We start from the raw sequence: 26,926 nt of genomic DNA, 5'->3' as shown, positions 1-26,926 counted from the left end.
TTCCTTAGCTGCCCCAGGAGTCACGCAGGGTGACGGTGCGGTTGAACACCGGGCGGCCCGGCTGGCTGTCCTTGAGGTCGGCGCAGAAGTAGCCTTCACGCTCGAACTGGAAGCGGTCTTCAGGCTGCGCCTGACCCAGCGACGGTTCGGCACGGCAGCCAGTCAGCACTTGCAGCGAATCCGGGTTGATGTTGTCGAGGAAGCTGCCGCCGTCCTCGGTCTTTTCCGGGTTAGGCGAGCGGAACAGGCGGTCGTACAGGCGCACTTCGCATTCGACGCTGCCTGCGGCCGGCACCCAGTGGATCACGCCCTTGACCTTGCGGCCCTCGGGGTTCTTGCCCAAGGTGTCCGGGTCGTACGAGCAGCGCAGCTCGACGATGTTGCCGTCGGCATCCTTGATCGCCTCATCGGCGCGGATCACGTAGCTGCCACGCAGGCGCACTTCACCGGCTGGTTCCAGGCGCTTGTAACCCTTCGGCGGCTCTTCCATGAAGTCGTCACGGTCGATGTACAGTTCGCGTGCGAACGGCAGTACCCGCACACCCATGTCTTCCTTCGGATGGCGCGGCAGTTCGAGTTGCTCGACCTGGCCTTCCGGGTAGTTGGTGATGACCACTTTCAGCGGGCGCAGCACGCACATGGCGCGTGGCGCGGTGCGGTCGAGGTCGTCACGGATGCTGAATTCGAGCATCGACATGTCGACCACACCGTCGGAACGGTTGGTGCCGATCATTTCGCAGAAGTTGCGAATCGACGCCGGCGTGTAGCCGCGGCGACGGAAGCCGGACAAGGTCGACATGCGCGGATCGTCCCAGGCATCGACGTGTTTCTCGTCGACCAACTGCTTGAGCTTGCGCTTGGAAGTGATGGTGTAGTTCAGGTTCAGGCGGCTGAACTCGTACTGACGCGGGTGCGCCGGGACCGGCAGGTTGTCCAGGAACCAGTCGTACAGCGGACGATGCCCTTCGAATTCCAGGGTGCAGATCGAGTGGGTGATACCCTCGATGGCGTCCGACTGGCCGTGGGTAAAGTCGTAGTTGGGGTAGATGCACCACTTGTCACCGGTCTGGTGGTGGTGGGCATGACGGATGCGGTAGAGGATCGGGTCGCGCAGGTTCATGTTCGGCGACGCCATGTCGATCTTGGCCCGCAGCACGCGCTCGCCGTCCTTGAACTCGCCGGCCTTCATGCGGGCGAACAGGTCGAGGTTGTCTTCGACGCTGCGCTCGCGGAACGGGCTGTTCTTGCCTGGCTCCTTGAGGTTGCCGCGGTACTCCTTGGCCTGATCAGGGGTCAGGTCGCAGACATAAGCCTTGCCACGCTTGATCAGCTCGACGGCCCAGTCGTGCAACTGGTCGAAGTAATTGGAGGCGTAGCGCACATCGCCGGCCCAGTCGAAGCCCAGCCACTTGACGTCGCTTTGGATGGCGTCGATGTACTCCTGGTCTTCCTTGGCCGGGTTGGTGTCATCGAAACGCAGGTGGCAGACACCACCGAATTCCTTGGCCAGGCCAAAGTTGACGCAGATCGACTTGGCGTGACCGATGTGCAGGTAGCCGTTGGGCTCCGGCGGGAAACGGGTGACGATGCTGCTGTGCTTGCCCGAGTCCAGGTCGGCCTGGATGATCGGCCGCAGGAAGTTCGCAGGGACAGCGGGGGCGCCTTTGGCAGCGGCGTTGGGCGCGTTGTCGGCAGTGGGCTTGCTCATAGGATCCTTGAATGCACGTGTCCGGCCTGGGTAGGCCGATTGAATCAAAGGGCCTATCATAGCCGAAGCAGTCAAGCTGCTGACAGCCGGCCGCTGACAAAGTGGCGCGATTTATCGCAGCAAATTGTCGCGATCCGGCAAAATGGGCCCCGCGTACGTGTGCCGCGGCAGCCCGATCCAGCGTCAGGTGACTGAGCGTGAACCTGCGCAACCTATTTCCGAATGCCCTGTGAGAGCGAATTTCAGCATGTCCAAAGTCAAACTGAGCACCAACCACGGCGACATCGTCCTGGAACTGGACGCCGATAAGGCCCCTCTGACCGTTGCCAACTTCCTGGCCTACGTTGAAGCCGGCCACTACTCGAACACCGTGTTCCACCGCGTGATCAAGGGCTTCATGATCCAGGGCGGCGGCTTCGAGCCAGGCATGAACGAGAAGAAAGACAAGCGTGCCAGCATCCAGAACGAAGCCGACAACGGCCTTAAGAACGACAAGTACACCATCGCCATGGCCCGTACCATGGAGCCGCACTCCGCCTCGGCGCAGTTCTTCATCAACGCCTCCAACAACGACTTCCTCAACCACAGCGCCAAGAACACACAGGGCTGGGGTTACGCCGTGTTCGGCAAAGTGACCGAAGGCCAAGACGTCGTCGACAAGATCGAAGCCGTTTCCACCGGTTCCAAATCCGGCCACCAGGACGTGCCTAAAGAAGACGTGATCATCGAGAAAGCCGAGATCGTCTGAGTGATACTGCTGATCTCTGATCTGCACCTGCAAGAAGAACGCCCGGATATCACCCGGGCGTTTCTTGATCTGCTCGACGGCCGTGCGCGCCACGCCAAGGCCCTGTACATCCTTGGCGATTTCTTCGAAGCCTGGATCGGCGACGATGCCATGACGCCCTTCCAACAATCGATTTGCCAGGCCATGCGCCAGTTGAGCGACAGCGGTACGGCGATCTACCTGATGCACGGCAACCGTGATTTCCTGATTGGTCAGGATTTCTGCGATGCCGCCGGCTGCACCTTGCTGGCCGACCCGAGCGTGATCGAACTGGGCGGTGAGCAGGTATTGCTGATGCACGGCGACACACTGTGCACCCGGGACCTGGCCTACATGAAGCTGCGTCGTTACTTGCGCAACCCGTTGAGCCTGTGGATTTTGCGGCACCTGCCGCTGTCTTCGAGGCACAAGCTGGCGCGCAAGCTGCGCAGCGAAAGCCGCTCGCAGACCCGCATGAAGGCCACCGAGATCGTCGACGTCACGCCAGAGGAAGTACCTAAGGTGATGGCGGCGCACGGTGTCAGGACGTTGGTGCATGGCCATACCCACCGGCCGGCGATTCACAAGCTGGTGGTGGACGGCCAGCCCGCACGGCGCATCGTGCTGGGGGACTGGGACCGCCGAGGTTGGACCCTGCAGGTTGACGAGCAGGGTTTTCAGCTGGCGCCGTTCGAGTTTTCTGCAAACGGATGACAACCGGCTTGTAGGAGCGCCCGGCGAGGCCGCTCCTACGACAACCGCCTCGGACAGAGGCTCAATGCTGGGCCACTGCCCCTTTATCCCCCTCACTGATCACATATTCACGATACTCGGGGTCCGCCTTGATCTGCGCCTCGGTAAACGGAATCACTGCCAGCTGCTTGGCCGAGAACGCCTTGGTCTGGTCATGGGCATGCGCCGAACCCGCCTCGCTCGACTGGGAGAACGCCAGCAGCCCCCGAGCCTGTGGGCCCTGATCGGTGAAGCTGACCAGTTGCAGGTAGCTGGTACCACTGACCACCAGGCGCTTGCCCGGCCCATGCGGCACGCTGTGGATCGCGTTATAGACCCCAAGCCCCTGCGGGCCACCCGGTACAGGCGTACCGTCAAGAGCCTGCTGCACCTGCCCCCACTGGCTGTCGCGCCCTACTCCGCTTTTACCCACCTGTTGCAAGGACGCCAAGGCCGCCTCGCGCAACAGCTTGCGCACCGCCGCCTGTTCGACCGCCAGGCCGCGCGGCGTGTGCTGCGGGTCCGCCGGGTCGAAGGCCACCCGCCAGCTTTCAGGGTGGGCCGCCAGGGCATTGAACATGTTCTCGAAATGCACCAGGCCAATGCCGCTGTCCAGGTCTGCCTTGCCGTTCCAGGCCAACAGGCTGTCACACACTGGCTGCAGGTCCGCTTCGGCTCCTTTGCACCACGCCAGCAGGTCCGGCAGCAGCAAGCTTGCGAGGTAGACTTCATCGTCCGTGACCATGCGCTGCAGGTCGTCGACGCCAAGCTTGGCGCTACCTTGCAGGCGGTTCAGGGCAAAACGCCCGCGCATGCCCAGCGGCTGGTCGTTGCGGCTGACCAGCGGTGAAAAACCGGTCAAGGGCTGCGCGGGGTTGGCCATCCAGGCGGGGTCGTTGGAGTTCTGCACAAAGTCCTTGCGCTCAAGGCTGGGCAGCAATCGCGCCGGGAAGATCCCGGGCTGCGCGGCCTGCGCATCGACCTTCCACGCACAGCCACTGCGCGAGCCATTCAGCACCACCAGGCGCCCTGAGGCCTTCGGGTTGCTGCAGGTGCTCAGCAGTTGCTGGTCGACATAGGGCACCACCGACTGGTTCAGGTACAGCGCTTGGCCACCTTCATCCACGGCAAGCGTGTTGACCCAAGGGATGCCCTGCAACTGCTCCACCGAGCCCTTCAGCGCGTCCAGGCTGTCGGCCCGGTTGATGCGGTACCACTGCTGCAGCACCCGCGTATTGTCCAGGTTGGCGTCGCGGAGGCTGTAAGCGGCTTGCGCGTCCCAGTCCAGGCGCCCTGGCCACTGCACCACGGGCCCGAACTTCGAGCTGTAGACTTGGCGTTCGACCTGGCTCAAGGTGCCATCCTCGGCCTTGACCGTGACGCTGACAGCTTGGCGCATCAACGGCAGCGACTTGCCGTCGAGCAGGTAGCGGCTCGGGTCCTTCGGATCGAGCTGAAGACGGTAGAGCGTGAAATGGTTCGACGTGTCGACCGTGTGCGTCCAGGCCAGGTGGCGGTTGAAGCCGATGTTCACCACCGGCAAGCCTGGCAATGCAGCCCCCATCACGTCCAGCTGGCCCGGTATGGTCAGTTGCATCTGATAAAAGCGCATACCGCCCATCCACGGGAAATGCGGGTTGGCCAGCAACAGGCCACGGCCGTTGGCCGAGCGCTGCGACCCGACAGCCACCGCGTTGCTGCCTCGTTCCGAAGCGAAACTCGCCTGCCGAGCCAGCGCCCTGGCAAAACCGGCCGCCGCGCGTTGGCTGGTCAGCGAAGGGGGCTGCGCCCCTGCCAACGCCTCGACGAACTGGCCGACACCCCCCTCAGCCAACAGCCGGCGGGTCAACTTGACCAGGTCCTGGCTGGTGATCGACCGCACCCACTCCCCAGTCCCGCACTCTGGCGGCAACCCTTGGCTGCGGCGCTCGGCCAGGGCGCGGTTGAAGCCACCTGCATAGCCGTCCAGCAGGTCACGCACCGGCGCTGGCTGAGCGTTTAGAAACGCACCCACGGCAGTCGGCGTGTTGAGCCAGGTGAAAAACAGGTCACTGGCCAGGTTGTCGCGTTGTTCGAAGGTCTTGGCCTTGGCACCAAAATAGCGCGAGCGCTCGCCGCTCACCGTCAGCACCTCGTTGGCCAGCAGGCACAGGTTGTCCTGGGCATACGCATAACCAATGCCATAGCCCAGGCCGCGCTCATCCTTGGCCACGATGTGCGGCACCCCGAAGCTGGTACGGCGGATCTGCGCGCTGGCATCGGCGCTGGCGGGCTGCGCTTGCAAGGCAATGCTGAAGGCGACCAGGGCAGCGGCCAAGCTGGCACGGGTCATGGGACGCGAAATTGAGAACACGGGCACACCTCGGAGTCAGGGGTCATCCCGATCAGACGAATGGCTGAATGAAAATTTTACGTATTACAACGAGGTAGAACGTCTTGAACAGCAACAGGCAATTTTTTTGCGAGCGGGCTGCAGATTTTCCGTTCTCATTCGTCCTAGTAAGTGAGGCAACCACATTTCGGGTTAGTCCACGAAAAGGAGCATTCACATGTACAACCCGCAACCCTCAATGCAGGCCGGGCACATCCCGGGGAAGGCGCCCAAAGGACAGGACGCTTTCGCCGAGGAACGTGTTGGTAACGAACAGATTCGCGAGCTGCTGCGCACCTTTGGCCTGCGCACCAGTCTCATTCGGCTCAAAGTGATTGATGCCCTGCATGCGGCAGACCGCAATGGCCGCAGCATCGGCGTGCGTGGTGTGCACGCACAACTGGAACAACTGGATATCCCGCTGTCGTTCCTCAGTGTGCGCGAAGTACTCAAGCGGCTGTGCGCCGAAGGCGTCATCAACCTGGGCAGCGACAAATGCTACAGCCTCAACCCCCAGGCCCGCGCCGTGCTGGATCAAACCGCCCCCCGCTGAGCGTATGGCCGGCCACAGCTGGCCGGCCCGCACAGCTCAGCGCTTGACTTTGCGCCGCAGAATGCCGTTTATCACGACCACGACCACGGCAATGGCGATCGCCAGCATCTGGAAGGTCTGCTCACTGATCGTGCCTTGCTTTTGCAGGTGGGACAGGCCCAGCATTAGGCCCAGTACCACCAGGATGATCAGAAGTGAATATTTGAGGCGCTGCACGTGTGTCATTCAAAGTTCCTTGCAACATCAGGGGCAAATGGCTCGCAACGAGCCGCGGCAATGATACAACGCTCACCCGCACCAGCGCTGCATTTCCTGCTTAGCGTGGTGCCGTTCGCCTGAAAGCATGGGTCCTCATCGCCCGTGCCGGAGGCACCATGTACAGATCCATGCTGTTCGCATCCCTTGCCCTGACTTACCTCCCTGTCTACGCGCTGGACACTCGCCAGGCGCCCGCCGAGCAGTTGTTCAAGCTAGGCAGCGAACTGGCCGCCAACGCCGGCTCTAGCCAATGGCAGCAACTCTGGCAGCGCGCTCGCGAAGCCGGCTACCTGCAAGCCCGCACCGGTCAGGTTCATTTCACCGTGCCTGCATCGCTGCTGCCAGAGCTGGCCCGCCAGACCTTGGCGCAGGCCGATCAGGTTTACCCCGTGCAGCAGACCCGAGCACTTTATCGCCGTGACTTTCCCGATCGCACTGTAGGAAAGCGCGGCGAGCATGCGTTCAGTGCTCTGTGCCTGCTGGTCGACTGGCGCGCCCTGCCACAGGGCATGAGCACAACCCCCAAGGCCTACTTGAAAAGTGCCAGCCTGTTGAGCAGCTATCCGTGCGACTGAGGGTCCCCGCCCCCAACTTGCAAGCTGTGAAGTGCGACAACGGAAAATCAACAGCTGCGGCGAGTAGTTGAAGCAGCGTCCTACAACAAGCGAAATCGCTGCCTGCAACCCCTGCTCACCGAGGCTACAAACCCCAGCCTAAATGCCGCCTAGCGACGCGCCCTGGCTCTACCTGAGAATCCAGTCACACCTTCGACATAACGCCGCGGGTGATCGCTTACCGCATCGCAACCCTGAACGAAGGAGCGTCGCATGGAGTTACCAGACCTCACCTGCATAGACATCAGCCATTTGCCGCATTCATTGCAAGCGCTGATCGACTGCATCGGTATCGAAAACGCTTTCCAGCTGACCTGCGCCTATGGCGGCAGACCCAAATACATCCCCAAGCACCGCGAGCGGACCAAGCTTGCCGATGTACTCCCGGCCGAGGCGCTCGATGCGCTGATCAAACGCTTCGCCGGCGTAGCCCTGGAAATCCCCAAGGCCGATCACTTCATGCGCCAGCTGCGCAACCTGCAGATCCAGAAAGAAAGCGCCGATGGTTTGTCACGCAGCTTGCTGGCCGACAAATACGGCTTGAGCCTGCGCCAGATCGGCAATATCCGCCGCCAGGAACCTTGCGTTCGCTAGCCAATGAGCAACGAGGTCGTTACTGACGACCCTTCATGCAACCCCACTAAAAAGAGAATCCAGCTATGTCGATAGACTCTAGCCTCATCGGATCCGTCATCAATGCCTTGCCGATGGACCGTATGATTGCAGGCCCCCTGCAAGCTATGGTCCAAGCACAGGTCACCGCCAGCAAGTCCTATGCAGACTTCCTGATGCAAGTCTGCGTTCAGGAAGGCAAGGCCGTCGCGATCCAGTTCGACTATGACGAAACCATCGTCGATGAACAGGGCGAGTACCAAGGCGTCGTCAGCAAAACGATGAAAGTGCCGCTGGTGGCAGCGATCACCCACCCGAACATCTCCATCGAAGAAGGCAAAGTCGAGTTCGAACTGACCATCAATCAGATGTCGGAAGATGTAACCGACAAAAACATGGCCGCAGAAGCCACCGGGTCCCTTGGCTGGGGGCCATTCAGCCTCAACGTCAAGGGCAGCATCAGCCACAAGTCCACGCAAACCCGCAAGACCGATACCCGCGCCCGCTACGCGTTCAACACTACCTTGAAGCGGCAGGACCCGCCCGAAGCAATGATGAGGGTCATCGACTTCCTGACCGAAGCCGCAACCAAACCCACCATCGTCAAGAGCGCGACGCTTGATAGCCCAGACGCTATCTCGCAGGCCGACAGGTTGAAAGGCCCCACGGCAGGCACCAATCCGCAGGCCCCTGGCAAACAACCAGCTGACAGTGACACCCCGCCAACAAATTGAAGCTGGCAAGAATCGCCCCCTCGCAGCAGGGGGCACCACCCCACCCAGGAGCCGAATGATTGGACAAGTCCCTAGCCCCCATGACATCCATCGACCTGCGCGAGATCACGCGGGGCCTGCAAGAAGCCGCCAGTGCCACCAACAGCCTGATTGCACAACAGTACATCAACCTGTTCGATCAGTTCTTCGACTGTGACACCGAAGCACTGGGCGCCCCGATGAAGGCCAAGATGGTCGAAGTGGCCATGGATGAGCAGCACATCATGCGCGTGCCCTTGTTTGCGCTGGTATCACCCAAGGGCCTGGCCCTGGAACGCATGCAGGTCGACTTGTCGGTTCGGGTCAAGGGCACCGAGGCGCAAGAAGCATTGCTGACCGCCAGCGAGCAAACTGCGGCCAGCTTCAAGGTCACCATTGGCGGCCAAGGCCGCCAGGGCGAAAGTCGCGACCCCGACGAGGTACAGATCCGCATGCAGTTTCAGGCCAGCGAGCCGCCTGAAGCGCTGAACCGGCTGATCGAGGAATACACCAGCCTGATCACACCGGTACGCCTACCCAGGTCCAGTCCCCCACCCCTCTCCGGCTCCAATGAATTCATCGAAGCGGCCACGGTCCGTTGCTGACCGCGGCGATCAGAAGTCCCGCTTGTAGAAGATATCCAACGAGCTGGCCAACCCGCTTGCCGCCTCGAGGTAGACCATCCGGCTCAACTTGTAGCGCAACGCGATGGTGTTGGCAGGCTCGAACACCCCTACCCCGTAACGCAGGCTCAGTTTCTCGGTCAGGTTGCCGCTGGCGACCACGCTGGTGGTGTTGCCCGAACCTTCGGTATCCAGCTGGAAATCATCGATGCCCAGGCTCGACGCCAGGCTCCCAGTGATACCGGCACTGCCGGCAAGCCCCAGGCCCAACGCTGCTTCGGCAAGCATGTTGTTGTCTTCACCCGATGTGCCCAACGGGCGCCCCAGCACCAGGTACGACAGCGCCTGCTCCTGGCTCATGGCGGGTTCGGAAAACACCTGCGTGGTCGGTTGCTCGGCACTGCCACTCAAACGGATACCGGCAATCACATCATCGACCTTGCGAATGGCCTCGATGTCCAGATACGGCTGATCAATCGGACCAGCGAACAGCAGCCGCGCCCGGCGAATGGTCAGGCGCTGCCCATAGGCACGGTAACGGCCATCGGCCAGGCTCAACTCACCCCGGGTATCGAGGTTGTCGCCGATGTGCACATGGCCGAGCAGGTTGGCAGTGAGGCCAAAACCACTGAACGACAGCTTGTCTCGCCCAACCTCGACATCGATGTCCATCGCCATTGCCAGGGGCTGTTTACCCTCTTCGGTCTGATGGCCGATGATCACCGTGTCATCGGACACCTTCACGGTCGATGGCGGAAGTTCGCGTACCGTGATCTTGCCTTTTGGCACTTGGACCTTGCCCGTCACTGCCAGCTTGTCGTCGATCAGGCGCAAGTTCAGGTCAGGGGCGACTTCCAGGGTCGCGTAGGGCTCCACCGTCACCGGCAATTGCTGCCCCTGCAAACGCAGGTCCATGCCCAGCGCCTGGCCCCAGGTCAGGTTACCGGTCAGTTGGCCGCGCCCTGCTTCGCCACTGCGCCAGTTGCCATTGAGCTGAACCTGCTCGCCCGCAATGGCTGCCTGCAATGACAAGTCTTGCAGGCTTAGCGGCAACTCGGCGCCGCTGACCTCGCCACCGCTCAACACCAGGTTGCCGTTGACCTGTGGCGCAAGCAAGGTGCCCGACAAACGACCGCTGCCATTGAGTTGCCCGGTCAGGCGCTCGACCATGGGCACGAATGGTCGGGCCACCGACAGGTCCAGGCCCGTCAGGCTGAAATCACCCGACAGCGGTTTATTCTTGCCCAGTGGGTCAATGCGGGTATTCAAGCTCAGTTCACCCAGGCGCTCGCCGCGAAATGCCAGGCGGGCATCGATACGTCGTGGCGCCAAGGTGCTGTCCAGGCGCAAGGCCTGATAAGGGAAGTCGACCCAGCGGTCCTTGTCACGCACCCGCAGGGTGCCGCCACTGGCGTCGACTACGATGCTGCCCTTGGGGCCACTGGCCGGCACATCGAGGTTGACGTCGGCGTTCAGCAGGCCTTGCCAGGCAAAATCTTTTGGCAGCCACTGGGCCAGGCTGTCCAGGGGGAACTGCTTGAGGTGATAACGCAGGCGTGGCTCCGGTGCCAGGCGCTGGTCTTCACCACACAGGCTGGCTTGACCGGAACGCCAGCAATGGGCGCCGAAATCTAGCTGGCCGCTGGCCAAGCGCTGCAAGCGTGCCGGAGCCTGCAACTGCCAGTCCTGGCCACCGGCCTGGATCCGCCCACTGGCCAACCGACCACGCCAATCGCCCTTGTTCAACTGGCCGTCCAGGCCAAGGTCGAGCTTGAGCTGCGGGCCGTCGAGCGCCAGCGTCAGGGCCTGCTGGCGAATGTCACCTTTGCCATTGGCCTGCAAGGTGCCCAGTGCCGTGTCACCCAGGTGTATGCCGCCCGCCTTGAGCTCGATCACACCACGCTGGGCGTTATCCAGCCGGGCGTCGAGGTCCAGTCGCTGGATACGGTTCTCGGCCTGCGCCAGTTGCTGGCCCTGCAGGGTGAGCGTGCCCTGGGGCGCTTGCAAGGTGCCAGCAATGTCCAGCCGGCCTTTGACTTGCCCCTGCAGCCTCGGCCATAGCTGGCCCAGGCGCGGCAGGTCGAGATCCACCCGCCCCGCCAGCCGCTGTTGCAAGCTGCCACTGCCATTGATGCGGTTGTCACCCAACTGGATCGCCAGGGCGCCGAGGGTCCAGCTCTGCCCTGCCCCTTGCGCTTCGACCTTGAGCACCGCCGGCTGACCGCGCAGGCGGCCTTTGAGGTCGAGCTGGGCATCGAGCTTAAGCTCGTCACCCTTCATTTCACCTTTGCTGCGCAGAGGCCCGGCCAGGGTACCCGGCAGTTCGGCAAGCCAATACGCAGGGTCCAGCGCCGAAAGCTGCACATCGACGTCCCATGCCAGGGTATCGGCGAAGCGCACCGCGACACTGCCGGCGGCCTTGCCCTGCCCCGCGGTGAGCGCCAGCTGCGGCAGCTTCACCTGGGTCAGGTCACCCTCGAACGGGCTGGCCAGCGTGAAGGCACCCGCCGGGCCGTCAAGGTCGCCATTGAAGGTGCCCTGGTAGTTGCCATCGCGGTAGCGAACCTGGGCGTTGAAGCGCTTGAGCGTGACGTCGGGCGGCGTTTCCAGTGGGTACAGGCGCAGCCATGGGAAATCCAGCCATTCGAGCTGGGCATCGGCGCTCAGGCCCTGTTGCCAGTCGGCACTGGCCTGTAGCTTGAGCCGCTGGCTATCGCTGGCGCTGAGGTCAAGGGCATCGAGCTTGGCACCCTTGCTGTCGACCCGCCCGGACAAGGCCAAGGCGATCGGCGACTGTTCGGCGGGCAAACTGGCCGAACCCGACAGTAAATAGCCCTTGAGCAGATCGCCCTTGGCGTTGAGTTCGAGCTGTTTGAACTGCAGGGTATCTGGCAACGAAGCAGTCGGTTTGAACGCCTCGGAGCGAATCTGCAGCGTTGCTGGCAGGTGTTCCGCCAACGCCTGCAACTCACCGCTCAAGCTTGCATCGAGGTAACCCGAGCTGGTGCCTTCGAGCGTGAGGGTTTTCTGCAGCTCGCCTTTGGCTGCCAGTGCCAGCTGCCAGCTTTTGCCCTCCACCGAGGGCAGTTGAACCTGCCCCTGCAATTGCACAGGCCAGTCGCCTTCAGGCTGCAAGTCACCTTGCAGGTCCAGGCGCAGGTCGTCCCGTTGCAGTTGCAGGCTATCGATGCGCATCCCGGTCCGGGTCCAGTGCGCCGCCAGTTGCAGATCACCGAGCAGGTCGCTGCCGTCCAGGCGCAACTGGCCGACCTTGACCTCACCCAGTTCGATGTCAACCGGCAAACGCAAGGCCGGGAGCTGCAAAGGGCCACTGTCGACTGGCGTTTCACTCGGCGCAAACGCCATGTCGATGCGCTGGGCATGCAACTGCTCGATACACAAGGTGCCACGCAACAGGCACGCGGGCGACCAAGCCAATAGAGGCGCCTGTACTTCGACTCGGTTACCGCCGTCGACCCAGCTCAGCCGACTGGCTTGCCAAGTGCCGGCCAGTCGCCCCGTGAAATCAGCAACCTCAAGCCCCGGCACCTTTGCCAACGCCCAGCGGCTGCCGCTTTCGGTACCTACCAGCATGCCAAGCGCCAGGCCCACGGCCAATACCAGGCCGAGTAGACCCAGCAGAATGAATTTGAACACACGTGTCACAGCTCAGGCCCCATGGAGAAGTGCAGGCGGATACCACCCTCGTCATCGAGTGCCTTGGCCAGGTCCAGGCGCAGCGGCCCAACCGGTGAAACCCAACGCACGCCAATACCTACCCCAGTCTTGAGGCTGGGCAGCTCGAGCGTGTTGAACGAGTTGCCTTGATCGACGAAGGTCGCCACCCGCCACTTCTCAGTCACCGAATATTGGTACTCGACGCTGCCTGCCACCAGGTAGCGCCCACCAATGCGGTCGCCATCACTGTTTTTCGGCGACAGGGTCTGGTAGTCATAGCCGCGCACGCTCTGGTCACCACCGGCGAAGAAGCGCAGCGAAGGCGGGATGTTGTTCTTGTAACCGTTGGTGGCGCTGCCGCCGAACTGCACCCGGCCGAGGAAGCGATGGTTGTGGCCGAGCGTGGTCAGGCCTTTGAGCAATACGTTGCCGTGCAGCAGGTTGGTGTCGGAAACCAGCCCTTCCTTGGCCACCTGTGTGTCGAACTGCAAGCGGTAGCCGTTGTGTGGGTCGATACGGTTGTCGCTGCGCAGGTACGAAAAGCTCACACCCGGCATCAGCAGGTTGCTCAGCCCCGAGTCATCACCCAGGCGGTATTCCTCACGCTGGTACTTGAGCGAGATGACCCGCTGCCAGCCACTGGGCAACTTGCTGTGCCATTCCGGGCCAACCGTCAGCAGCTTGCTGAGGGTGTCGGTACCGGCGATTTCCTCGTTCTGGTAACCGCCAGCAAAGCGCAACTTGTCGGTCAGCGGCGGGTCCAGCGGGATGTCGTACCACAGGCCGACGTTCTGCCGGGGGGCCGACAGCTCGGTTTCCCAGCCATAGCTGTGGCCTTGGGGGTTGACCCAGTGCCGCGTCCAGTTCGCCTTGCCGCGTGGCCCGACGTCGGTCGAGAAGCCCAGGCCCAGGCCCATGGTGCGGGGTTTGCGGGTTTCCAGGCGGACATCCACGGGGATGTCCTCACCTACGGCAGCGGTCGGCGCGGCATCTACCCGCACGCCTTCGAAGTAGCCACTTGATTGCAGGTCGTTGTTGAGCTCGGCGATCAGCTCGGAATCGTAGGGTGTGCCGGGTTTGAACGAGACCATGCGCTGCAGCAGGTCATCATCGAGGGGGGTGTCACCACCGAACTTGACTGCGCCCAGGCGATAGCGAGGGCCGCTTTGGTAGACCAGTTCGATGTCGGCCACACCGGCCTGGGGGTCGACCGCCAGGCGCTGGCGGCTGAAGCGGCCGGCGAAGAACCCATAGCGCGAGGCCTGATTCTGGATCAGCCGCTTGGCATCCTCATACAGGCCGTGGTTGAGCTGCTCGCCAGCGCGCAACGCCTTGCTGTCGGGCACCCGGAACGCCTTCATTTCACTGGCAGGGCCTTCGATACGCACGGTCACGTCGCGCAGCCTTACCGGCTCGCCCGGCGTGATCTGGATGATCAGTTGCGCGGGTTGCTCGGCCTTGGCAGGGGGCTTGACCTCGGTTTCGATCTGGGCCTGATAGTAGCCAAGTGCCTGCGCTGCTTTGCGCGCCTGCTCCTCGGCCCCGCGGCTGAAGCGCAATAGCGCTTCTTCGTCGCGGTCGCCAAGGTTGCCAATATAGCCTTCGACATTGGCCTTGAGCGCTTTGTTGGCGGGCTTTACCTTCACCAACAACTCGCTCTGGCCCCATGCTGCAAAACTGGCGACCCAGAAAACCAGGCCCCAGGTCAATCTTCCTGAATACGTCATGCGGCGCATGCTACCAGAGCCGGGCGCTCAAGGGAGCCGTCTGGCGGCCTGTCAGGCAAAAGCAGGATTCGAAGAGACCGGGTTGGGGTGAAAAAATACCCGCTCGCGGATAGGCCCTACAGCAACCTCGCCAATTTCCTCATAGCCCTGACGCTGATAGAACGCCAGGTAGTGCTCATTGCCGGTGTCCAGCACCACGCCCTGGGTGCTCGGGTCTTCTGCGCACCAGTCATGCACAGCCTGTAACAATTGCTCGCCGTACTGGCGCCCCTGAAACTGTGGATGCACCCCCAGCAACGGCAACACGTGCACCTGGTCTGTGGGCAGGCAACTGGCCAATGCCGCCTGGTAATCCATATAGCGCCGTGTGCAGCGCAGGCCAGTACCCAGCATCATGCGCAAACGCCAGGCCCAGCTGTCGGCCACCCCCAGCCTGCGCAGCGGCGGCACGATCAGGGCCACGGCAATCAGGCGGTCATCCACCAACAGGCCGATTGCAGGCAATTGCAGATAGAAATGCTGGCGTACCCATTCACGCACCATCACGCGCAAACGCCGCTCATAGCCTGGGCGCTGCGCTTCGAAAATGTAGGCGAACGTAGGCTCGTGGCGGTAGGCGTTGTACAGCAGCGAACGTGCCTCGCGACTGTAACCATCGTCGAGCTGGCAGATACGGGCTGGGGTGGCAGTGGTGTCGGGCATTGCGGGCAGTCCTCCTGGAATGGGCTTACAGTGCCTTGGAGGGGCGCCACCGCGCATCGTTCACCCCCTACAGCACGTTAGCAGCAGCACCCGCAACCCGCCATGCTGGTGATGACGCGCGATGTCGGCTAGCATCGCGGCTTTTGCCAGGATTGTCTTTCCATGAAGATCGTCTGTTTCAACATCAACGGCCTGCGTGCCCGCCCGCATCAGCTGGCGGCCTTGATCGACAAGCACCAGCCGGACGTGATCGGCCTGCAGGAAACCAAGGTCAGTGACGATCAGTTCCCGCTGGCCGATGTCCAGGCGCTGGGTTACCACGTGCACTACCACGGCCAGAAGGGTCACTACGGCGTTGCCTTGCTGTCGCGCCAGGCCCCCCTGAGCCTGCACAAGGGCTTTGCCACCGATGAAGAAGACGCCCAGCGCCGTTTCATCTGGGGCACCTTCGCCGATGCCGATGGCAACCCGGTCACCATCATGAACGGCTACTTCCCCCAGGGTGAAAGCCGCGACCACCCCACCAAGTTCCCGGCCAAGCAGCGCTTCTACAGTGACCTGCAGGCGTTGCTCGAAGGTCAGTTCCGCAATGACCAGCCGGTGCTGGTGATGGGCGACATGAACATCTCGCCCCAGGACTGCGACATCGGCATCGGCCCGGACAATGCCAAACGCTGGCTCAAGACTGGCAAATGCAGCTTCCTGCCCGAAGAGCGCGAGTGGATGGAGCGCCTCAAGGGCTGGGGATTGGTCGACAGCTTCCGCCACCTGTACCCGGAAGTGGCCGACCGCTTCAGCTGGTTCGATTACCGTAGCCGTGGTTTCGAGGACGATCCAAAACGTGGCCTGCGCATCGACCTGATCATGGCCTCGCAGCACCTGGTGCCGCGGATCAAGGCAGCGGGCGTGGACTATGAACTGCGTGGGATGGAAAAGCCGTCAGACCATGCGCCGATCTGGCTGGAGTTGAGCTGATCGAGGCTGGGTGTAGGCGGTAGATTTGCAGCGCCTGGGAGATCGAGCGCCGCGCGGGCGGCGCTCGATCTCATAAACGCTGAAAATCCACCGCCCTGCACCTGCCGCTCTACAACCCCAACCGCAACGCCGCCCCCACCCCTGCCCCACGCGTATCGTCCGCCGCGCTGACCAGCGCAAAGTTGTAAGCCCCATGTGACCAATACCGCGCCTCCAGTTGCCCATCAACCCGCTGCCCATCAGGCATGCGTTGGTAATGCTCGCTGGGCGAGCGCATGAACAGGCTGATCCGTTCACCCTTGCCATCCTGAAACACCAACAATGCCGCCGGCCCCTGCTCGTTGCTGAGCAATCGCGCGCCCACCGGCCGGAACCCGTAACCCGCCAGATCCGGCAACTGCCCTACGCGGTTGAAGTGACGCCCCAGCCATTCACGCAATTGGGTCGGGTCGCTGGCCTGGATATCCAGCGCCTCACTGCCGGCAAACAACCGATGAGCCTGGACCGCATCGGCCATCGGCAGATCGACCCTTACCAGCGTGGCATCCCGCATCTGCCAGCCGCCCATCCCCCCCACGCCGAGCGCCAGCAGCAACACCGCCGCCGACGCCCAGCGCCGTTGACGACGCTGGCGCAGCCGCAGGCGCAGCTGGCCCAGGTCGAGTTGCGCAGCCCCTGGTTGTTCACCCAGGCCGGCCAATGCCGCACGCAGGCGGCGGGCATCACTGCGCCAGGCCTCGACCCTGGCCGCTTGCTGCGGGTTGGCCGTAAGCCAGGCCTGCACTTCGGCCCGACGCCCCGGCGCCAGGCGTTCATCGACATAAGCATGCAATTCGTCTTCGCTGGGGATCAGGCGCGTCATTTCAGTCTCCGCAAGGCCGGGGGTTGAGGGTTGCCCTCGGTCAGTTCGCGCAAGGCATTGCGGGCGCGCGACAGGCGCGACATCACAGTACCGATGGGGATGCCCAAAGCCTGGGCGGCCTCCTTGTAACTCAAGCCTTCGATGCTCACCAGCAACAGCAAGGCACGCTGCTCGGCAGACAACCGGGCAAACGCCTGCAGGTCGGCCTGGGCCAGGACGATGGCCTCGATATTGCCGCCGACCGGCTCGCTTTCCACCTCGGCACGGCCAAACCAGGACAGCCAACGGGCATGCAGGCGGTCGCGACGCTTGCCGTCGAGAAACAGCCGGTAAAGGATGGTGAACAGCCAGGCGCGCAGCGCCTCTGCCTCGCGTTGCTGGCCATGGCGGCTCAAGGCGCGCTCGACGGTGGCTTGCACCAGGTCGTCGGCGCTGCCGGGTTCGCGCGTCAACCACAAGGCAAAGCGCCGCAGACGTGCAAGCAGCTCGCGCCATTGGTGTTCGTCCAGATCGTGCATGGCAAATGTCCCGGCCTCTGGGGTTGTCAGTGTATGGGGCAGACGCCCGGCAACAAAATCTATTCCCTCCCAGGGAATAAGTTTTGCCCTGCCCCGTCGTACCGGCATCTTCACTGAACCGGACGACAACCATGAACTCACCCTTGTACGGCCCCGCCAAGGCCCTGCGCCTGGCCGCCATCGGCGCTGTGATGCTGGCAGCGGGCGTTGGCTTTGCCTATGCCGCAGGCTGGATCGGCGCAGCCAAGCTGACGCCGCAGCGCATCATCGACACCTTCGAAGCCCAGGCCGGGCACTACCCGGGCTACCGCAAGAACCACGCCAAAGGCCTGTGCGTCAGCGGCTACTTCCAGGCCAGCGGGCAGGCTGCCAGCCTGTCCACGGCGCGGGTGTTCAGCCAGGCACGGGTGCCGGTGATCGGCCGCTTCGCCATCGGTGGCGCCAACCCTTATGCGCCAGACACCGCCATCCCGGTGCGCAGCCTGGCGCTTCAGTTGAGCAGCGACGACGGGCAGGTCTGGCGTACCGGCATGAACAACCCGCCCGTGCTGGCGGTGAGCACGCCGCAAGCCTTCTATGAACAGGTACTGGCGAGCACGCCTGACCCAGCCACCGGCAAACCGGACCCTGCCAGGCAGCAGGCGTTCTTCGCGGCTCACCCTGAAAGCGCGGCGTTCCGCCAGTGGGCCGCGAGCTACAAGCCAAGCAACAGCTTTGCCAGCACCCAGTACCACAGCATCAATGCCTTTCGCCTGATCGACGCCGCCGGGGCAGCCCAGCCAGTGCGCTGGCAACTGGAGCCGCAGACGGCGTTTACGGCGCTGCCAGGGCAGGTGGACGACAAACTGTTCCTGCAGCATGACCTGCAACAGCGCCTGGCCCAAGGGCCGCTGCGCTGGACCCTGCGCCTGGTCCTGGCCGAGCCCGGTGACGCCGTGGACGACCCCGCCAGCCCCTGGCCTGCACAGCGGCGCAGTGTGGATGCCGGCACGCTCGTGCTCGAACAGGTGGACGCTGCTGAACAAGGCGCTTGTCGAGACCTGAACTTCGACCCGCTGATCCTGCCCCATGGCATCGAAGCGTCCGCCGACCCGATCCTCGCCGCCCGTTCGGCCGCGTATTCGGAATCGTTCAACCGCCGCAGCCGCGAATCGCTCGGCACCGGAGCCCGCCCATGAAACCCGAAGCCTTCCATCCCCTCGCTCGCCTGCTGCACTGGCTGATGGCCGTGCTGATCGTGGCCATGCTGTTCATCGGCGTGAGCATGGTCAGCGACCTGTCACTGCGCCATCCATTGCTGATCGAGCTGCACAAGGCAACGGGCCTGGCCTTGCTGGTACTGGTGCTGCTGCGTATTGCCCTGCGCTTGACGCTGCCTCACCCATCGCTGCCACGCGACCTGCCAACGCTGCAACGGCTCGCCGCCGGGGCCTCGCACCTGGTGCTCTATGCCTTGATGCTGGCCATGCCCCTGCTGGGTTGGGCGATGCTTTCGGCCGGCGGTTATCCGCGGCCCCTGCAGTTGCCTGCGATCGCCCCGCATGACCTTCAGCTGTATGCCGTGCTGCGCCAAGCCCACGGCTGGGCCGGCTACCTGCTGTTCGCGACGGTTGTGCTGCACCTGGGCGCAGCCCTGATGCATGCCTTGGTGCGTCGCGACGGCGTCTTGCGTAGCATGTGGCCTGGCCCCCTGCGTCGCAGCGACTGAGCCGAAGCGGTCCGGGGCGTTCGACATTCGATAATAATTCTTATTAAGATCGGCGTACTTTTCGCTAAAAACTCTGGACTGCCCTATGAACGTCGCAAAGGATCCTGCCACTCTCGTTCCTGCCAGCACCCTGGACTTACGCCCACTGCTGCTGGCCAACATGGCCTGTACCATGTCGATGATGGCCTTCGTCGCCCTGATCGGCCCGATCGCACGCCAACTCGGCATGGCCACCTGGCAAGCCGGTGCCGCCGTGACGGTGGCCGGTGTGGTCTGGGTACTGCTGGCCCGCCCCTGGGGCCGCGCGGCCGACCGGCTCGGGCGCCGGCGCGTGCTGCTGCTTGGCAGCGCAGGCTTCACCCTCGCCTACTGGCTGTTGTGCCTGTTCGTCGAAGGCGCGCTGCGCTGGCTGCCGGGCGCAACCCTGGCCTTTATCGGCCTGATGCTAGCCCGCGGGTGCATCGGGGCGTTCTATGCCGCCATCCCGGTGGCCTGCAATGCAATGATCGCCGACCATGTCGAACCGCAGCAGCGGGCGCGGGCCATGGCCTCGCTGGGTGCGGCCAACGCCGTCGGCCTGGTGCTGGGCCCGGCCTTGGCCGCACTGCTGGCGCGGCACAGCCTGAGCCTGCCGTTCCACCTCATGTCGCTGCTGCCGGCCTGCGCGTTCTTCGTGCTGCTGTTCACCCTCAAGCCACAGGCACTGGCCAAAAGCCACGCGCCCAGCCCTGTGCACTTGAGCGATCCGCGCCTGCGCCGGCCTTTGCTGGTGGCCTTCAGCGCCATGCTCAGTGTCACAGTGTCGCAAATCACCGTCGGCTTCTTCGCCCTCGACCGCCTGCACCTGGGCCCGGCCGAGGCCGCCCAGGCTGCCGGCATCGCCTTGACCACGGTGGGTGTGGCACTGATCCTGGCGCAGGTGGTGCTGCGCCAACTGGAGTGGCCGCCGTTGAAAATGATTCGGGTGGGTGCCAGTGTCTCGGCGGTCGGTTTTGCCTGCGGCGCACTGGCGACCTCGGCGCCCTGGCTGTGGGCCTGCTACTTCGTCGCCGCCGCCGGCATGGGCTTTGTGTTCCCGGCATTCTCGGCACTCGCCGCCAATGCCATGCAAGCCTCTGAACAAGGTGCCACCGCCGGCTCGATCGGCGCTGCCCAGGGCATGGGCGCGGTGATCGGGCCACTGGCCGGCACGCTGGTGTATGCCCTCGACCCGCGCTTGCCGTTCCTGGCGGTGGCTGCGCTTTTGCTGCTGGTCGGGCTATGGCCGATGCCACGCGAGAAGCGGGCCTGATAAGCACAGCGCGCAAGCGTGCAGAGTGTGCTTTAATGCGTCGCTCATTATTTTTGACACCTCTGATTACAAGGCGGCTATGGACACGGGGACGCGACTCAAACTGGTGCGTGAACGCAACAACCTCTCCCAACGGGAACTGGCCCGCCGCAGCGGGCTGACCAACTCGACGATCTCGCAGATCGAACAGAACCGCGTCAGCCCTTCGGTCAGCTCCCTGAAAAAACTGCTCGAAGGCATCCCGATGAGCCTGGCGGAGTTCTTCAGCTTCGACGAGCCAGTACGGGAAGAGCGCTTCGTGTTCCGCGCCAGCGAGCAACCAGACCTGGGCCGCAACGGCCTGCGCATGCTGCTGGTCGGCGCCAGTGTCGAGGCACGGCAGATGCGCATGTTGCGCGAGCTGTACGCACCGGGCGCCGACTCGGGCGAGCCGATCGTGCATGCAGAAGGCGAAGAGTGCGGCCTGGTCACCCGTGGCACGGTCGAATTGTGGGTTGATGGCCAGGTTAGCGTGCTCAATTCAGGCGATGGCTACTACATCCCCACCACCCTGCCCCACAGCTTCAAGAACATCGGCCAGGATGAGGCCGAGATCATCAGTGCCAATACCCCGGCGAATTTCTGACAGTGAGCCGCAGCGGTACCGTGAGCACGCGGGAAGCCTATCAGCGCTTGCGCGACGCAGCCCTGGGTGTTCACGCCCTGCAAATAAGCGCCCATCGCCACGATGGCCTGGTCGATGTGACGATCGAAGGCTGGCAGATGACCCTGGCCGTGGACGCTGAAGGCCTTGCCCATTGCGTCCACTGCCAGGCACCCAACGGCGATCAGGCCGGGCTTGAAGACTGGTACCGCTACGGCACCAACCCGGCCGACCTGCTCAGCCTGTGGGAGCGCACTCAGCTGGAAACACGCCTGGCACGCTGACGCAGCGCGTCCTCGACAAAGTCCAGGCGGTCTTGCCCAAAGAACATCTCATCACCAACAAAGCAGGTCGGTGCGCCAAACACGCCGCGCGCCACCGCATCCTCCGTCGCCTGCTTGAGCGCAGCCTTCACTTGCACATCGCCGGCCAGCGCACTGAATGCGGCAATGTCGAAGCCCGCCTGTTCCAGGGTCTGTTGCAACACTGCCGCGTCACCCAGATTACGCCGCTCGCCCCACATCCCAGTGAACAATGCCTTCAACAGCGCCTCGAAGCGCTGCGGGTCTTGCAACTGCGTGCCGATCACCCCGCGCATCAGCATCAGGGTATTGAGCGGAAACCCCGGCGGCAGCCCGAACGGTACACTGTAGCGGGCAGCGAAACGCCCCAGGTCGGTGAACATGTAGCGACCCTTGGCCGGGATCATTGCCGGGGACGCATTGCCGGTGGCCTGGAACACCCCGCCCAGCAGCATGGGCCGGTAGTGCAGCGTTGCGCCTTGGCGGGCGCAAATACCCGGCAGTTGCGTCCACGCCAGGTAGCTGGCCGGGCTACCAAGATCAAAGAAGAATTCGACGGTATTGGTCATGGGTACGGTCCTTGATCGATGAGGGGGCTTACCAGCGTTCCATCCAGGGGCGCAGGTCCAGTTCGAATGTCCAGGCGTCTCGCGGCTGGGCGTGAAGGAACCAGTAACTGTCGGCAATGTGAGCCGGGTCAAGGATGCCATCCTGGTCCTTCAGGGCGTAGCGCTCGGGGAAGCTGTCACGAATGAACGCGGTATCGATGGCACCATCCACCACCACATGAGCCACATGGATATTGCGCGGCCCCAACTCGCGCGCCATGCTCTGCGCCAACGCCCGTAGGCCGTGCTTGGCGCCGGCAAATGCGGCAAAGCCGGCGGCACCCCGTGTACCTGCGGTAGCGCCGGTAAACAGAATCGTGCCGCGTTCACGCACCACCATGCGCCGGGCCACTGCCTGAGCGGTCAGAAACCCGGCAAAACAGGCCATTTCCCAGATCTTGAAGTACTTGCGTGGCGTTTCATCGAGAATGCTGCAAGGCACATTGGCGCCGATATTGAAGACAAACGCCTCGATCGGGCCAATATCACGCTCGATGGCCTCCACCAGCGCCGCCACCTCATCTTCCTTGCGAGCATCGGAGCCAAAGCCATGGGCCTGGCCGCCTGCTGCGCGTATTTCGTCCAGTAGCGGTTGCAGCTTGTCAGCCTGTCGGCGGGTGACGCAGGCGACGTAGCCCTCCTTGGCGAACCGTTTGGCAATCTCGCCCCCGGTGGCATCCCCCGCGCCGATCACAAGCACTACTTTTTGTTGTCGAGTCATGTGCGCCTCTTTGGTGAATGATCGTTTAGTAAACGAACGCTATGTTATGATCGGCCCCATCGTCAAGCCAGCGCGCAGAGGTTCATGAATGCGCTATTCCAGCGAGCACAAGCAACAAACCCGCGAAAAGCTGTTGGCCACCAGCGGTGCGCTAGCCAAACGCGGTGGCTTTACCAGCACCGGCGTGGCCGGGCTGATGAAGGCCATCGGGCTGACCGGCGGTGCCTTTTACAACCACTTCCCGTCCAAGGATGATCTGTTCACCGAAGTGGTGCGTCAGGAACTCTGCAATAGCCCACTGGCACGCCTGGCCAGCCAAGGCGCCAGCCGCGAACGCCTTGGCCGTTGCCTGCAGCAGTACCTGAGCATGGCTCACTTGCACAATGCCGAAGGTGGCTGCCCGTTGCCGCCGCTAGGGGTGGAAATCGCCCGGGCAGACCTTGCAGTGCGAGAGGTGGCCGAGCATTGGCTGGTCGAGCTGCACAAGGCCTGGGCTGCCACACTGGAGGATGAAGCGTTGGCCTGGGTGTTGATCAGCCAATGCGTCGGCGCGTTGCTGGTCGGGCGCATGCTGGCCAGTCAGGCGGTGCAATCGCAGGTGCTGGACGCCAGCCGCACCTTCGTTGAAAAGGCCTTGAATGAAACCCGTTAACCTGTTGCTTGGCCTGTGCCTGAGTGCGCCGGTACTGGCCGAGCAAGCCTGCCCGCCGGGGCAGTATCAGGTCTGCCTGATGGGGTGTTTTTGCGCCCCGGTCGACCCAGGGCAGGCCGGGCAGATCCTCAAGGACGTGGAAGCCATGGCGTCGACCAGCCTGGCCTACGCATTGCGCCAGGCCCGCGACGAGGCCAATGCCAGCGGCAGTGAACCGATCCCCCTGCACATCCGCGCCCAGCTCGAGCCCTGGTATGACTTCGCCGTGCTCGATGCCGTCCGCTTCAGGGTGGGCGACGAACAGCAGATGAGCGCTGCCAATGCCATGCTGCAGAACCCCGACGTTAATGCGGTGACGTTGATCGACACGATCATCTTTCGCCATGCCAGCGATGCGCAAGACAATGTGGCCCTGTGGGCGCACGAGCTCATGCACGTGCAGCAATACCAGGCGCTGGGGCTAGAAGAATTCGCCCGGCGCTACACGCGTGATTTCAATGAGCTTGAAGGGCCCGCTTACAAGATAGAGGCCGAAGTGGCCAAGGCGCTCCGAGAGCGCAGCTCCGGCCAGGCAAGGTAACGTGTAGGAGCGGCCTCCCGGCGAGGCCGCCCCTACACCCACATCATGACGCCGCAGGAGCCTTTTCGGCCAACCCCTCACGGCTGGCATAACGCTGCGCCAGCACCGCGCAGACCATCAGCTGGATCTGATGAAACAGCATCAGCGGCAGGATCATCGCGCCAATGCCACTGCCCACGAACAGCACCTGAGCCATCGGCACCCCAGTGGCCAGGCTCTTCTTCGAGCCGGCGAACAGGATGGTGATGCGGTCCTCCAGGTCGAAGCCAAGCAGTTTGCCAAGCAAGCGGGTACCGTACAGCACCACCGCCAACAAGATCCCGCACACCACAAACAGCCCCGCCAAGTGTTGTGGCGACACCGTGTGCCACAGGCCGGTAACCACCGCCTCACTGAAGGCGGTGTAGACCACCAGCAGGATCGAGCCCTGGTCCACGACCTTGAGCCAGCGCGCGTTGCGCTTGACCCACGCGCCAATCCAGCGGCGGGCGATCTGCCCGGCTACGAAGGGCACCAGCAGCTGCAGGGTAATCTTCAGCACCGCATCCAGCCCCGAGCCGGTATCACCGCTGGCGCCCAGCAGCATCATCACCAGCAGTGGCGTGAGGAAGATACCCAGCAGGCTGGAAGCCGCCGCGCTGCAAATGGCTGCCGGCACGTTACCGCGGGCCAGCGAGGTGAAGGCAATGGCCGACTGTACCGTGGCTGGCAACGCACACAGATACAGCACGCCCAGGTACAGCTCGTTGCCCACCAGCGGCACGAACAACGGCTTGAACGCCAGCCCCAGCAAGGGGAACAGCACGAACGTGCAGGAGAACACCAGCAAGTGCAGGCGCCAGTGCCCGGCGCCGGCGATGATCGCTTCGCGCGACAGCTTGGCACCGTGCAGGAAGAACAGCAGGCCGATAGCCAGGTTGGTCAGCCAGCCGAAATACACCGCCCCGTCGCCCGAGCAGGGCAGCACAGTGGCGATGAGCACCACCCCGAGCAAGGCCAGGGTGAAGTTGTCGAATAACATGCGCAAATACTTCATAACAGTTTCCGTCTTGTCGTTATGCAACGGCAGACGATAAGGTCTCGGTTTATTTTTCGCTAACGCCGGAACCCCCACCGGTATCGCTCAACGGACAAAGGACTACTTGATGCCACGCTATCGCCTTGCGCCCTTCCCTCTCGCGGCTGCACTGGCCATGGGTGCAATCACCGCGCAGGCGGCCGATCCGCTGCAGGCCCAGGTAGACGAGATCATCCAGCCGCTCATGCAGGAACACCAAATCGCCGGTATGGCGGTAGCGCTGTACGCCGATGGCCAGGCGCACTACTTCAACTATGGCGTGGCCAATAAGGCGGATAACTCGCCGGTTAGCGCCGATACCCTGTTTGAGGTCGGCTCGCTGAGCAAGACTTACACCGCTACGCTTGCGGCGCTGGCCAGCGCCGAAGGCAAGCTTGACCTACAGGCCCCTGCCCAGCGCTACCAGCCCGCCCTCGCCGGCACACCGCTGGGCGAAGCCAGCGTGCTGGAATTCGGTGCCTACAGCGCCGACTGCCTGCCATTGCAGTTCCCCGACGCGGTGCACACAGACCAACAGGTGCTGGCCTTCTTCCGCCACTGGCAACCCGTTGCCAAACACGGCACCCAGCGCTGCTACTCGAACCCCAGCCTGGGGTTGTTCGGTGACCTGGCGGCGCGCGCGCAGCAGCGCCCATTCGCCGAGCTGATGACCGAGGGGCTTCTCCCGCAAATGGGCCTCAAGCACACCTACCTGCACGTACCGGCCGATGCACAGCGGCTTTATGCGCAAGGGTACGACGCGCATGACCAGCCGGTACGCGTCAGCTCGGGGCCCTTTGCCGATGCGGCCTATGGCATCAAGACCAACGCCACCGACTTGCTGCGCTACGTGCGCCTGCACATGCAGCCGGCCGAGCTTGCGCCAACCCTGCAAAAGGCTGCCGCCATTACCCAGGCCGGCTACTTCCAGGTCGGTAGCATGACCCAAGGCCTGGGCTGGGAGCGTTACCCCTACCCGGCGTCACTCGACACCCTGGTCAATGGCAACAGCTCCAAGTTCGCCCTTGCGCCACAGGCCACCCGCCGCCTCAACCCCGAGCTCCCGGCCGTGCCTGACGCCTGGTACAACAAGACCGGCGCCACCAACGGTTTCGGTGCCTATGTGGCGTTCATTCCGGCGCAAGGCAAAGCCATCGTACTGCTTGCCAACCGCAACTATCCCAACGAGGCACGCGTGCGCGCCGCGTACCGGATTCTCTCGTCCCTCGACCACTGACAGGCCCTTCCGGCAGGATTGTCGGACAAGATGTAGTGAGAAAAAATATTCACTACAAAACGGTTGACGCCGTTCATCGCCCTTGGGCATGATGAGGCTGTCTCCCCGATCGGGAGCGGTGGCAAGGGTGTTCCAGACGGCCTGCGCGGTAACGCAGGCCGTCCGTGGAGAGGGAACTGTCCAAAAGGCAGCGTGTGAAAGCCCCTGTTGCGATGCTGCTGTAGCAGCGTTGGTAGTGCGCTACACCGTGGTAGCGCCAACTGTGAAAATCACCTACGAATGGGTAATGGGGGCTTTATGATGAACTTGAACAACAATCCCACAATCGACCAATTGGCCCAGCTGTTCGCCGTGCGCAAAGACAGCCTCGACGACCATCTGCTGTGGGTCAGCCAGACCGGTGAGGTGCGTCTCGACCGCCTGCCGCCGAACACCATCGAAGATGAATTCGAAGAGCACCTGCCAAGCATGCGTGCACGCTTCAAGGTCTACCGGCGTGGCCAGGGCTACGTCGGCAAGAAGGCCGCCGCCGACACCGAGTTCGTTGGCCGCGTCCTGCAGACCCTGCAACAAGAATGGCCCGCCGCCCGTGAGCGGGGGGCAGTCAAGGTGATCGAACCGCTCAACTGAGTGGCCTCACCCGCCATGGAGCCCGGCCCGCAAAGGCCGGGCTTTT

Annotated in this window: 28 protein-coding genes; 17 read left to right on the top strand and 11 right to left on the bottom strand. The window is 63.2% G+C overall.

The features are described 5' to 3' along the window. Positions 1 to 4 precede the first annotated feature (4 nt). Positions 5 to 1,708, bottom strand: a complete 1,704-nt coding sequence (locus CKW22_RS16045; RefSeq protein ID WP_033698273.1) for a glutamine--tRNA ligase/YqeY domain fusion protein — start codon at positions 1,706 to 1,708, stop codon at positions 5 to 7. A 247-nt stretch (positions 1,709 to 1,955) separates the two neighbouring features. On the opposite strand from CKW22_RS16045, the gene CKW22_RS16040 reads away from it, so the two are divergent. Together CKW22_RS16040 and CKW22_RS16035 are read left to right on the top strand one after the other, a co-directional pair. Beyond that, positions 1,956 to 2,456, top strand: a complete 501-nt coding sequence (locus tag CKW22_RS16040; RefSeq protein WP_033698274.1) for a peptidylprolyl isomerase — start codon at positions 1,956 to 1,958, stop codon at positions 2,454 to 2,456. Beyond that, complete coding sequence (locus CKW22_RS16035; protein ID WP_033698276.1) at positions 2,457 to 3,188, top strand: UDP-2,3-diacylglucosamine diphosphatase; 732 nt, start codon at positions 2,457 to 2,459, stop codon at positions 3,186 to 3,188. 61 nt (positions 3,189 to 3,249) lie between these two features. Here the strand turns inward: CKW22_RS16035 and CKW22_RS16030 are convergent, their stop codons facing one another. Beyond that, on the bottom strand, positions 3,250 to 5,559 hold the full coding sequence (locus CKW22_RS16030) for an acylase (protein ID WP_095064410.1): 2,310 nt from the start codon (positions 5,557 to 5,559) through the stop codon (positions 3,250 to 3,252). A 196-nt stretch (positions 5,560 to 5,755) separates the two neighbouring features. Between CKW22_RS16030 and CKW22_RS16025 the strand changes: the two genes are divergently transcribed. After that, positions 5,756 to 6,130 (top strand): fe2+ zn2+ uptake regulation protein, encoded by a 375-nt coding sequence (locus CKW22_RS16025; protein WP_033698279.1) that lies wholly within the window; start codon positions 5,756 to 5,758, stop codon positions 6,128 to 6,130. Positions 6,131 to 6,166: 36 nt separating this feature from the next. On the opposite strand, the gene CKW22_RS16020 is transcribed toward CKW22_RS16025, so the two are convergent. After that, a complete protein-coding gene (locus tag CKW22_RS16020; RefSeq protein ID WP_033698281.1) occupies positions 6,167 to 6,355 on the bottom strand; it encodes a hypothetical protein in 189 nt (62 codons plus the stop codon). Positions 6,356 to 6,504: 149 nt separating this feature from the next. On the opposite strand from CKW22_RS16020, the gene CKW22_RS16015 reads away from it, so the two are divergent. From CKW22_RS16015 to CKW22_RS16000, 4 genes are all read left to right on the top strand, one after another. Then, a complete protein-coding gene (locus CKW22_RS16015; protein WP_033698283.1) occupies positions 6,505 to 6,963 on the top strand; it encodes a hypothetical protein in 459 nt (152 codons plus the stop codon). Positions 6,964 to 7,215: 252 nt separating this feature from the next. Further along, positions 7,216 to 7,596 carry a Mor transcription activator family protein gene (locus tag CKW22_RS16010; RefSeq protein ID WP_033698285.1) on the top strand — a complete coding sequence of 127 codons (381 nt, stop codon included), beginning with the start codon at positions 7,216 to 7,218 and terminating at the stop codon, positions 7,594 to 7,596. A gap of 65 nt (positions 7,597 to 7,661) precedes the next feature. Next, positions 7,662 to 8,348 carry a DUF2589 domain-containing protein gene (locus CKW22_RS16005; protein WP_033698286.1) on the top strand — a complete coding sequence of 229 codons (687 nt, stop codon included), beginning with the start codon at positions 7,662 to 7,664 and terminating at the stop codon, positions 8,346 to 8,348. Positions 8,349 to 8,407: 59 nt separating this feature from the next. Then, entirely contained in the window at positions 8,408 to 8,971 is a 564-nt protein-coding gene (locus CKW22_RS16000; RefSeq protein WP_033698288.1) for a DUF2589 domain-containing protein, read from the top strand. A gap of 9 nt (positions 8,972 to 8,980) precedes the next feature. Here CKW22_RS16000 and CKW22_RS15995 read toward each other — a convergent pair whose 3' ends face one another. The 3 genes from CKW22_RS15995 to CKW22_RS15985 are packed head-to-tail and all read right to left on the bottom strand — an operon-like array spanning position 8,981 to position 15,096. Continuing rightward, positions 8,981 to 12,655, bottom strand: coding sequence for a translocation/assembly module TamB domain-containing protein (locus CKW22_RS15995; protein ID WP_047583033.1), 3,675 nt, complete (start codon positions 12,653 to 12,655; stop codon positions 8,981 to 8,983). After that, positions 12,652 to 14,394 carry an autotransporter assembly complex family protein gene (locus CKW22_RS15990; protein ID WP_033700096.1) on the bottom strand — a complete coding sequence of 581 codons (1,743 nt, stop codon included), beginning with the start codon at positions 14,392 to 14,394 and terminating at the stop codon, positions 12,652 to 12,654. The genes CKW22_RS15995 and CKW22_RS15990 overlap by 4 nt, the downstream gene beginning before the upstream one ends. Before the next feature lie 51 nt (positions 14,395 to 14,445). Then, complete coding sequence (locus CKW22_RS15985) at positions 14,446 to 15,096, bottom strand: N-acetyltransferase (RefSeq protein ID WP_033698291.1); 651 nt, start codon at positions 15,094 to 15,096, stop codon at positions 14,446 to 14,448. Between the two features lie 162 nt (positions 15,097 to 15,258). On the opposite strand from CKW22_RS15985, the gene xthA reads away from it, so the two are divergent. After that, on the top strand, positions 15,259 to 16,071 hold the full coding sequence (xthA, locus tag CKW22_RS15980; RefSeq protein WP_033698293.1) for an exodeoxyribonuclease III: 813 nt from the start codon (positions 15,259 to 15,261) through the stop codon (positions 16,069 to 16,071). A gap of 109 nt (positions 16,072 to 16,180) precedes the next feature. Here the strand turns inward: xthA and CKW22_RS15975 are convergent, their stop codons facing one another. After that, on the bottom strand, positions 16,181 to 16,933 hold the full coding sequence (locus tag CKW22_RS15975) for an anti-sigma factor (protein WP_033698295.1): 753 nt from the start codon (positions 16,931 to 16,933) through the stop codon (positions 16,181 to 16,183). Further along, positions 16,930 to 17,451 carry a sigma-70 family RNA polymerase sigma factor gene (locus CKW22_RS15970; RefSeq protein ID WP_033698297.1) on the bottom strand — a complete coding sequence of 174 codons (522 nt, stop codon included), beginning with the start codon at positions 17,449 to 17,451 and terminating at the stop codon, positions 16,930 to 16,932. Before CKW22_RS15970 ends, CKW22_RS15975 begins: the two co-directional genes overlap by 4 nt. A 131-nt stretch (positions 17,452 to 17,582) precedes the next feature. Here CKW22_RS15970 and CKW22_RS15965 point away from each other — a divergent pair, with 131 nt between their 5' ends. The 5 genes from CKW22_RS15965 (at position 17,583) to CKW22_RS15945 (ending at position 21,377) form a co-directional block, all read left to right on the top strand. Further along, on the top strand, positions 17,583 to 18,629 hold the full coding sequence (locus CKW22_RS15965) for a catalase family peroxidase (protein WP_047583032.1): 1,047 nt from the start codon (positions 17,583 to 17,585) through the stop codon (positions 18,627 to 18,629). Next, positions 18,626 to 19,159 (top strand): cytochrome b, encoded by a 534-nt coding sequence (locus CKW22_RS15960; RefSeq protein ID WP_047583031.1) that lies wholly within the window; start codon positions 18,626 to 18,628, stop codon positions 19,157 to 19,159. The genes CKW22_RS15965 and CKW22_RS15960 overlap by 4 nt, the downstream gene beginning before the upstream one ends. A gap of 85 nt (positions 19,160 to 19,244) precedes the next feature. Next, positions 19,245 to 20,450: an MFS transporter gene (locus CKW22_RS15955; protein WP_047583030.1), complete on the top strand. Its 1,206-nt coding sequence runs from the start codon at positions 19,245 to 19,247 to the stop codon at positions 20,448 to 20,450. Positions 20,451 to 20,529: 79 nt separating this feature from the next. Further along, on the top strand, positions 20,530 to 21,075 hold the full coding sequence (locus tag CKW22_RS15950; RefSeq protein ID WP_027594799.1) for a cupin domain-containing protein: 546 nt from the start codon (positions 20,530 to 20,532) through the stop codon (positions 21,073 to 21,075). Positions 21,076 to 21,152: 77 nt separating this feature from the next. Then, complete coding sequence (locus tag CKW22_RS15945) at positions 21,153 to 21,377, top strand: hypothetical protein (protein WP_371856430.1); 225 nt, start codon at positions 21,153 to 21,155, stop codon at positions 21,375 to 21,377. On the opposite strand, the gene CKW22_RS15940 is transcribed toward CKW22_RS15945, so the two are convergent. Together CKW22_RS15940 and CKW22_RS15935 are read right to left on the bottom strand one after the other, a co-directional pair. Further along, positions 21,350 to 21,964 (bottom strand): 2-hydroxychromene-2-carboxylate isomerase, encoded by a 615-nt coding sequence (locus CKW22_RS15940; RefSeq protein WP_033698307.1) that lies wholly within the window; start codon positions 21,962 to 21,964, stop codon positions 21,350 to 21,352. The genes CKW22_RS15945 and CKW22_RS15940 overlap by 28 nt on opposite strands. 28 nt (positions 21,965 to 21,992) lie before the next feature. After that, a complete protein-coding gene (locus tag CKW22_RS15935) occupies positions 21,993 to 22,724 on the bottom strand; it encodes an SDR family oxidoreductase (RefSeq protein ID WP_095064409.1) in 732 nt (243 codons plus the stop codon). An 88-nt stretch (positions 22,725 to 22,812) separates the two neighbouring features. Between CKW22_RS15935 and CKW22_RS15930 the strand changes: the two genes are divergently transcribed. Together CKW22_RS15930 and CKW22_RS15925 are read left to right on the top strand one after the other, a co-directional pair. Continuing rightward, complete coding sequence (locus CKW22_RS15930; protein ID WP_033698309.1) at positions 22,813 to 23,376, top strand: TetR/AcrR family transcriptional regulator; 564 nt, start codon at positions 22,813 to 22,815, stop codon at positions 23,374 to 23,376. Further along, a complete protein-coding gene (locus tag CKW22_RS15925) occupies positions 23,363 to 23,956 on the top strand; it encodes a DUF4157 domain-containing protein (protein ID WP_047583028.1) in 594 nt (197 codons plus the stop codon). The genes CKW22_RS15930 and CKW22_RS15925 overlap by 14 nt, the downstream gene beginning before the upstream one ends. Before the next feature lie 43 nt (positions 23,957 to 23,999). Here CKW22_RS15925 and CKW22_RS15920 read toward each other — a convergent pair whose 3' ends face one another. Continuing rightward, on the bottom strand, positions 24,000 to 24,992 hold the full coding sequence (locus CKW22_RS15920) for a bile acid:sodium symporter family protein (protein ID WP_033698311.1): 993 nt from the start codon (positions 24,990 to 24,992) through the stop codon (positions 24,000 to 24,002). Between the two features lie 109 nt (positions 24,993 to 25,101). Between CKW22_RS15920 and ampC the strand changes: the two genes are divergently transcribed. Both ampC and CKW22_RS15910 read left to right on the top strand, forming a co-directional pair. After that, positions 25,102 to 26,250: a class C beta-lactamase gene (ampC, locus tag CKW22_RS15915; RefSeq protein WP_033698312.1), complete on the top strand. Its 1,149-nt coding sequence runs from the start codon at positions 25,102 to 25,104 to the stop codon at positions 26,248 to 26,250. Positions 26,251 to 26,547: 297 nt separating this feature from the next. Beyond that, positions 26,548 to 26,880: a hypothetical protein gene (locus tag CKW22_RS15910; RefSeq protein ID WP_033698313.1), complete on the top strand. Its 333-nt coding sequence runs from the start codon at positions 26,548 to 26,550 to the stop codon at positions 26,878 to 26,880. The last annotated feature ends 46 nt before the right edge of the window (positions 26,881 to 26,926 follow it).

This window comes from Pseudomonas sp. Irchel s3f19 (assembly GCF_900187555.1).
In the GTDB taxonomy this organism is placed as follows: domain Bacteria; phylum Pseudomonadota; class Gammaproteobacteria; order Pseudomonadales; family Pseudomonadaceae; genus Aquipseudomonas; species Aquipseudomonas capeferrum.
This window is presented reverse-complemented; position numbering and strand designations above follow the sequence as displayed.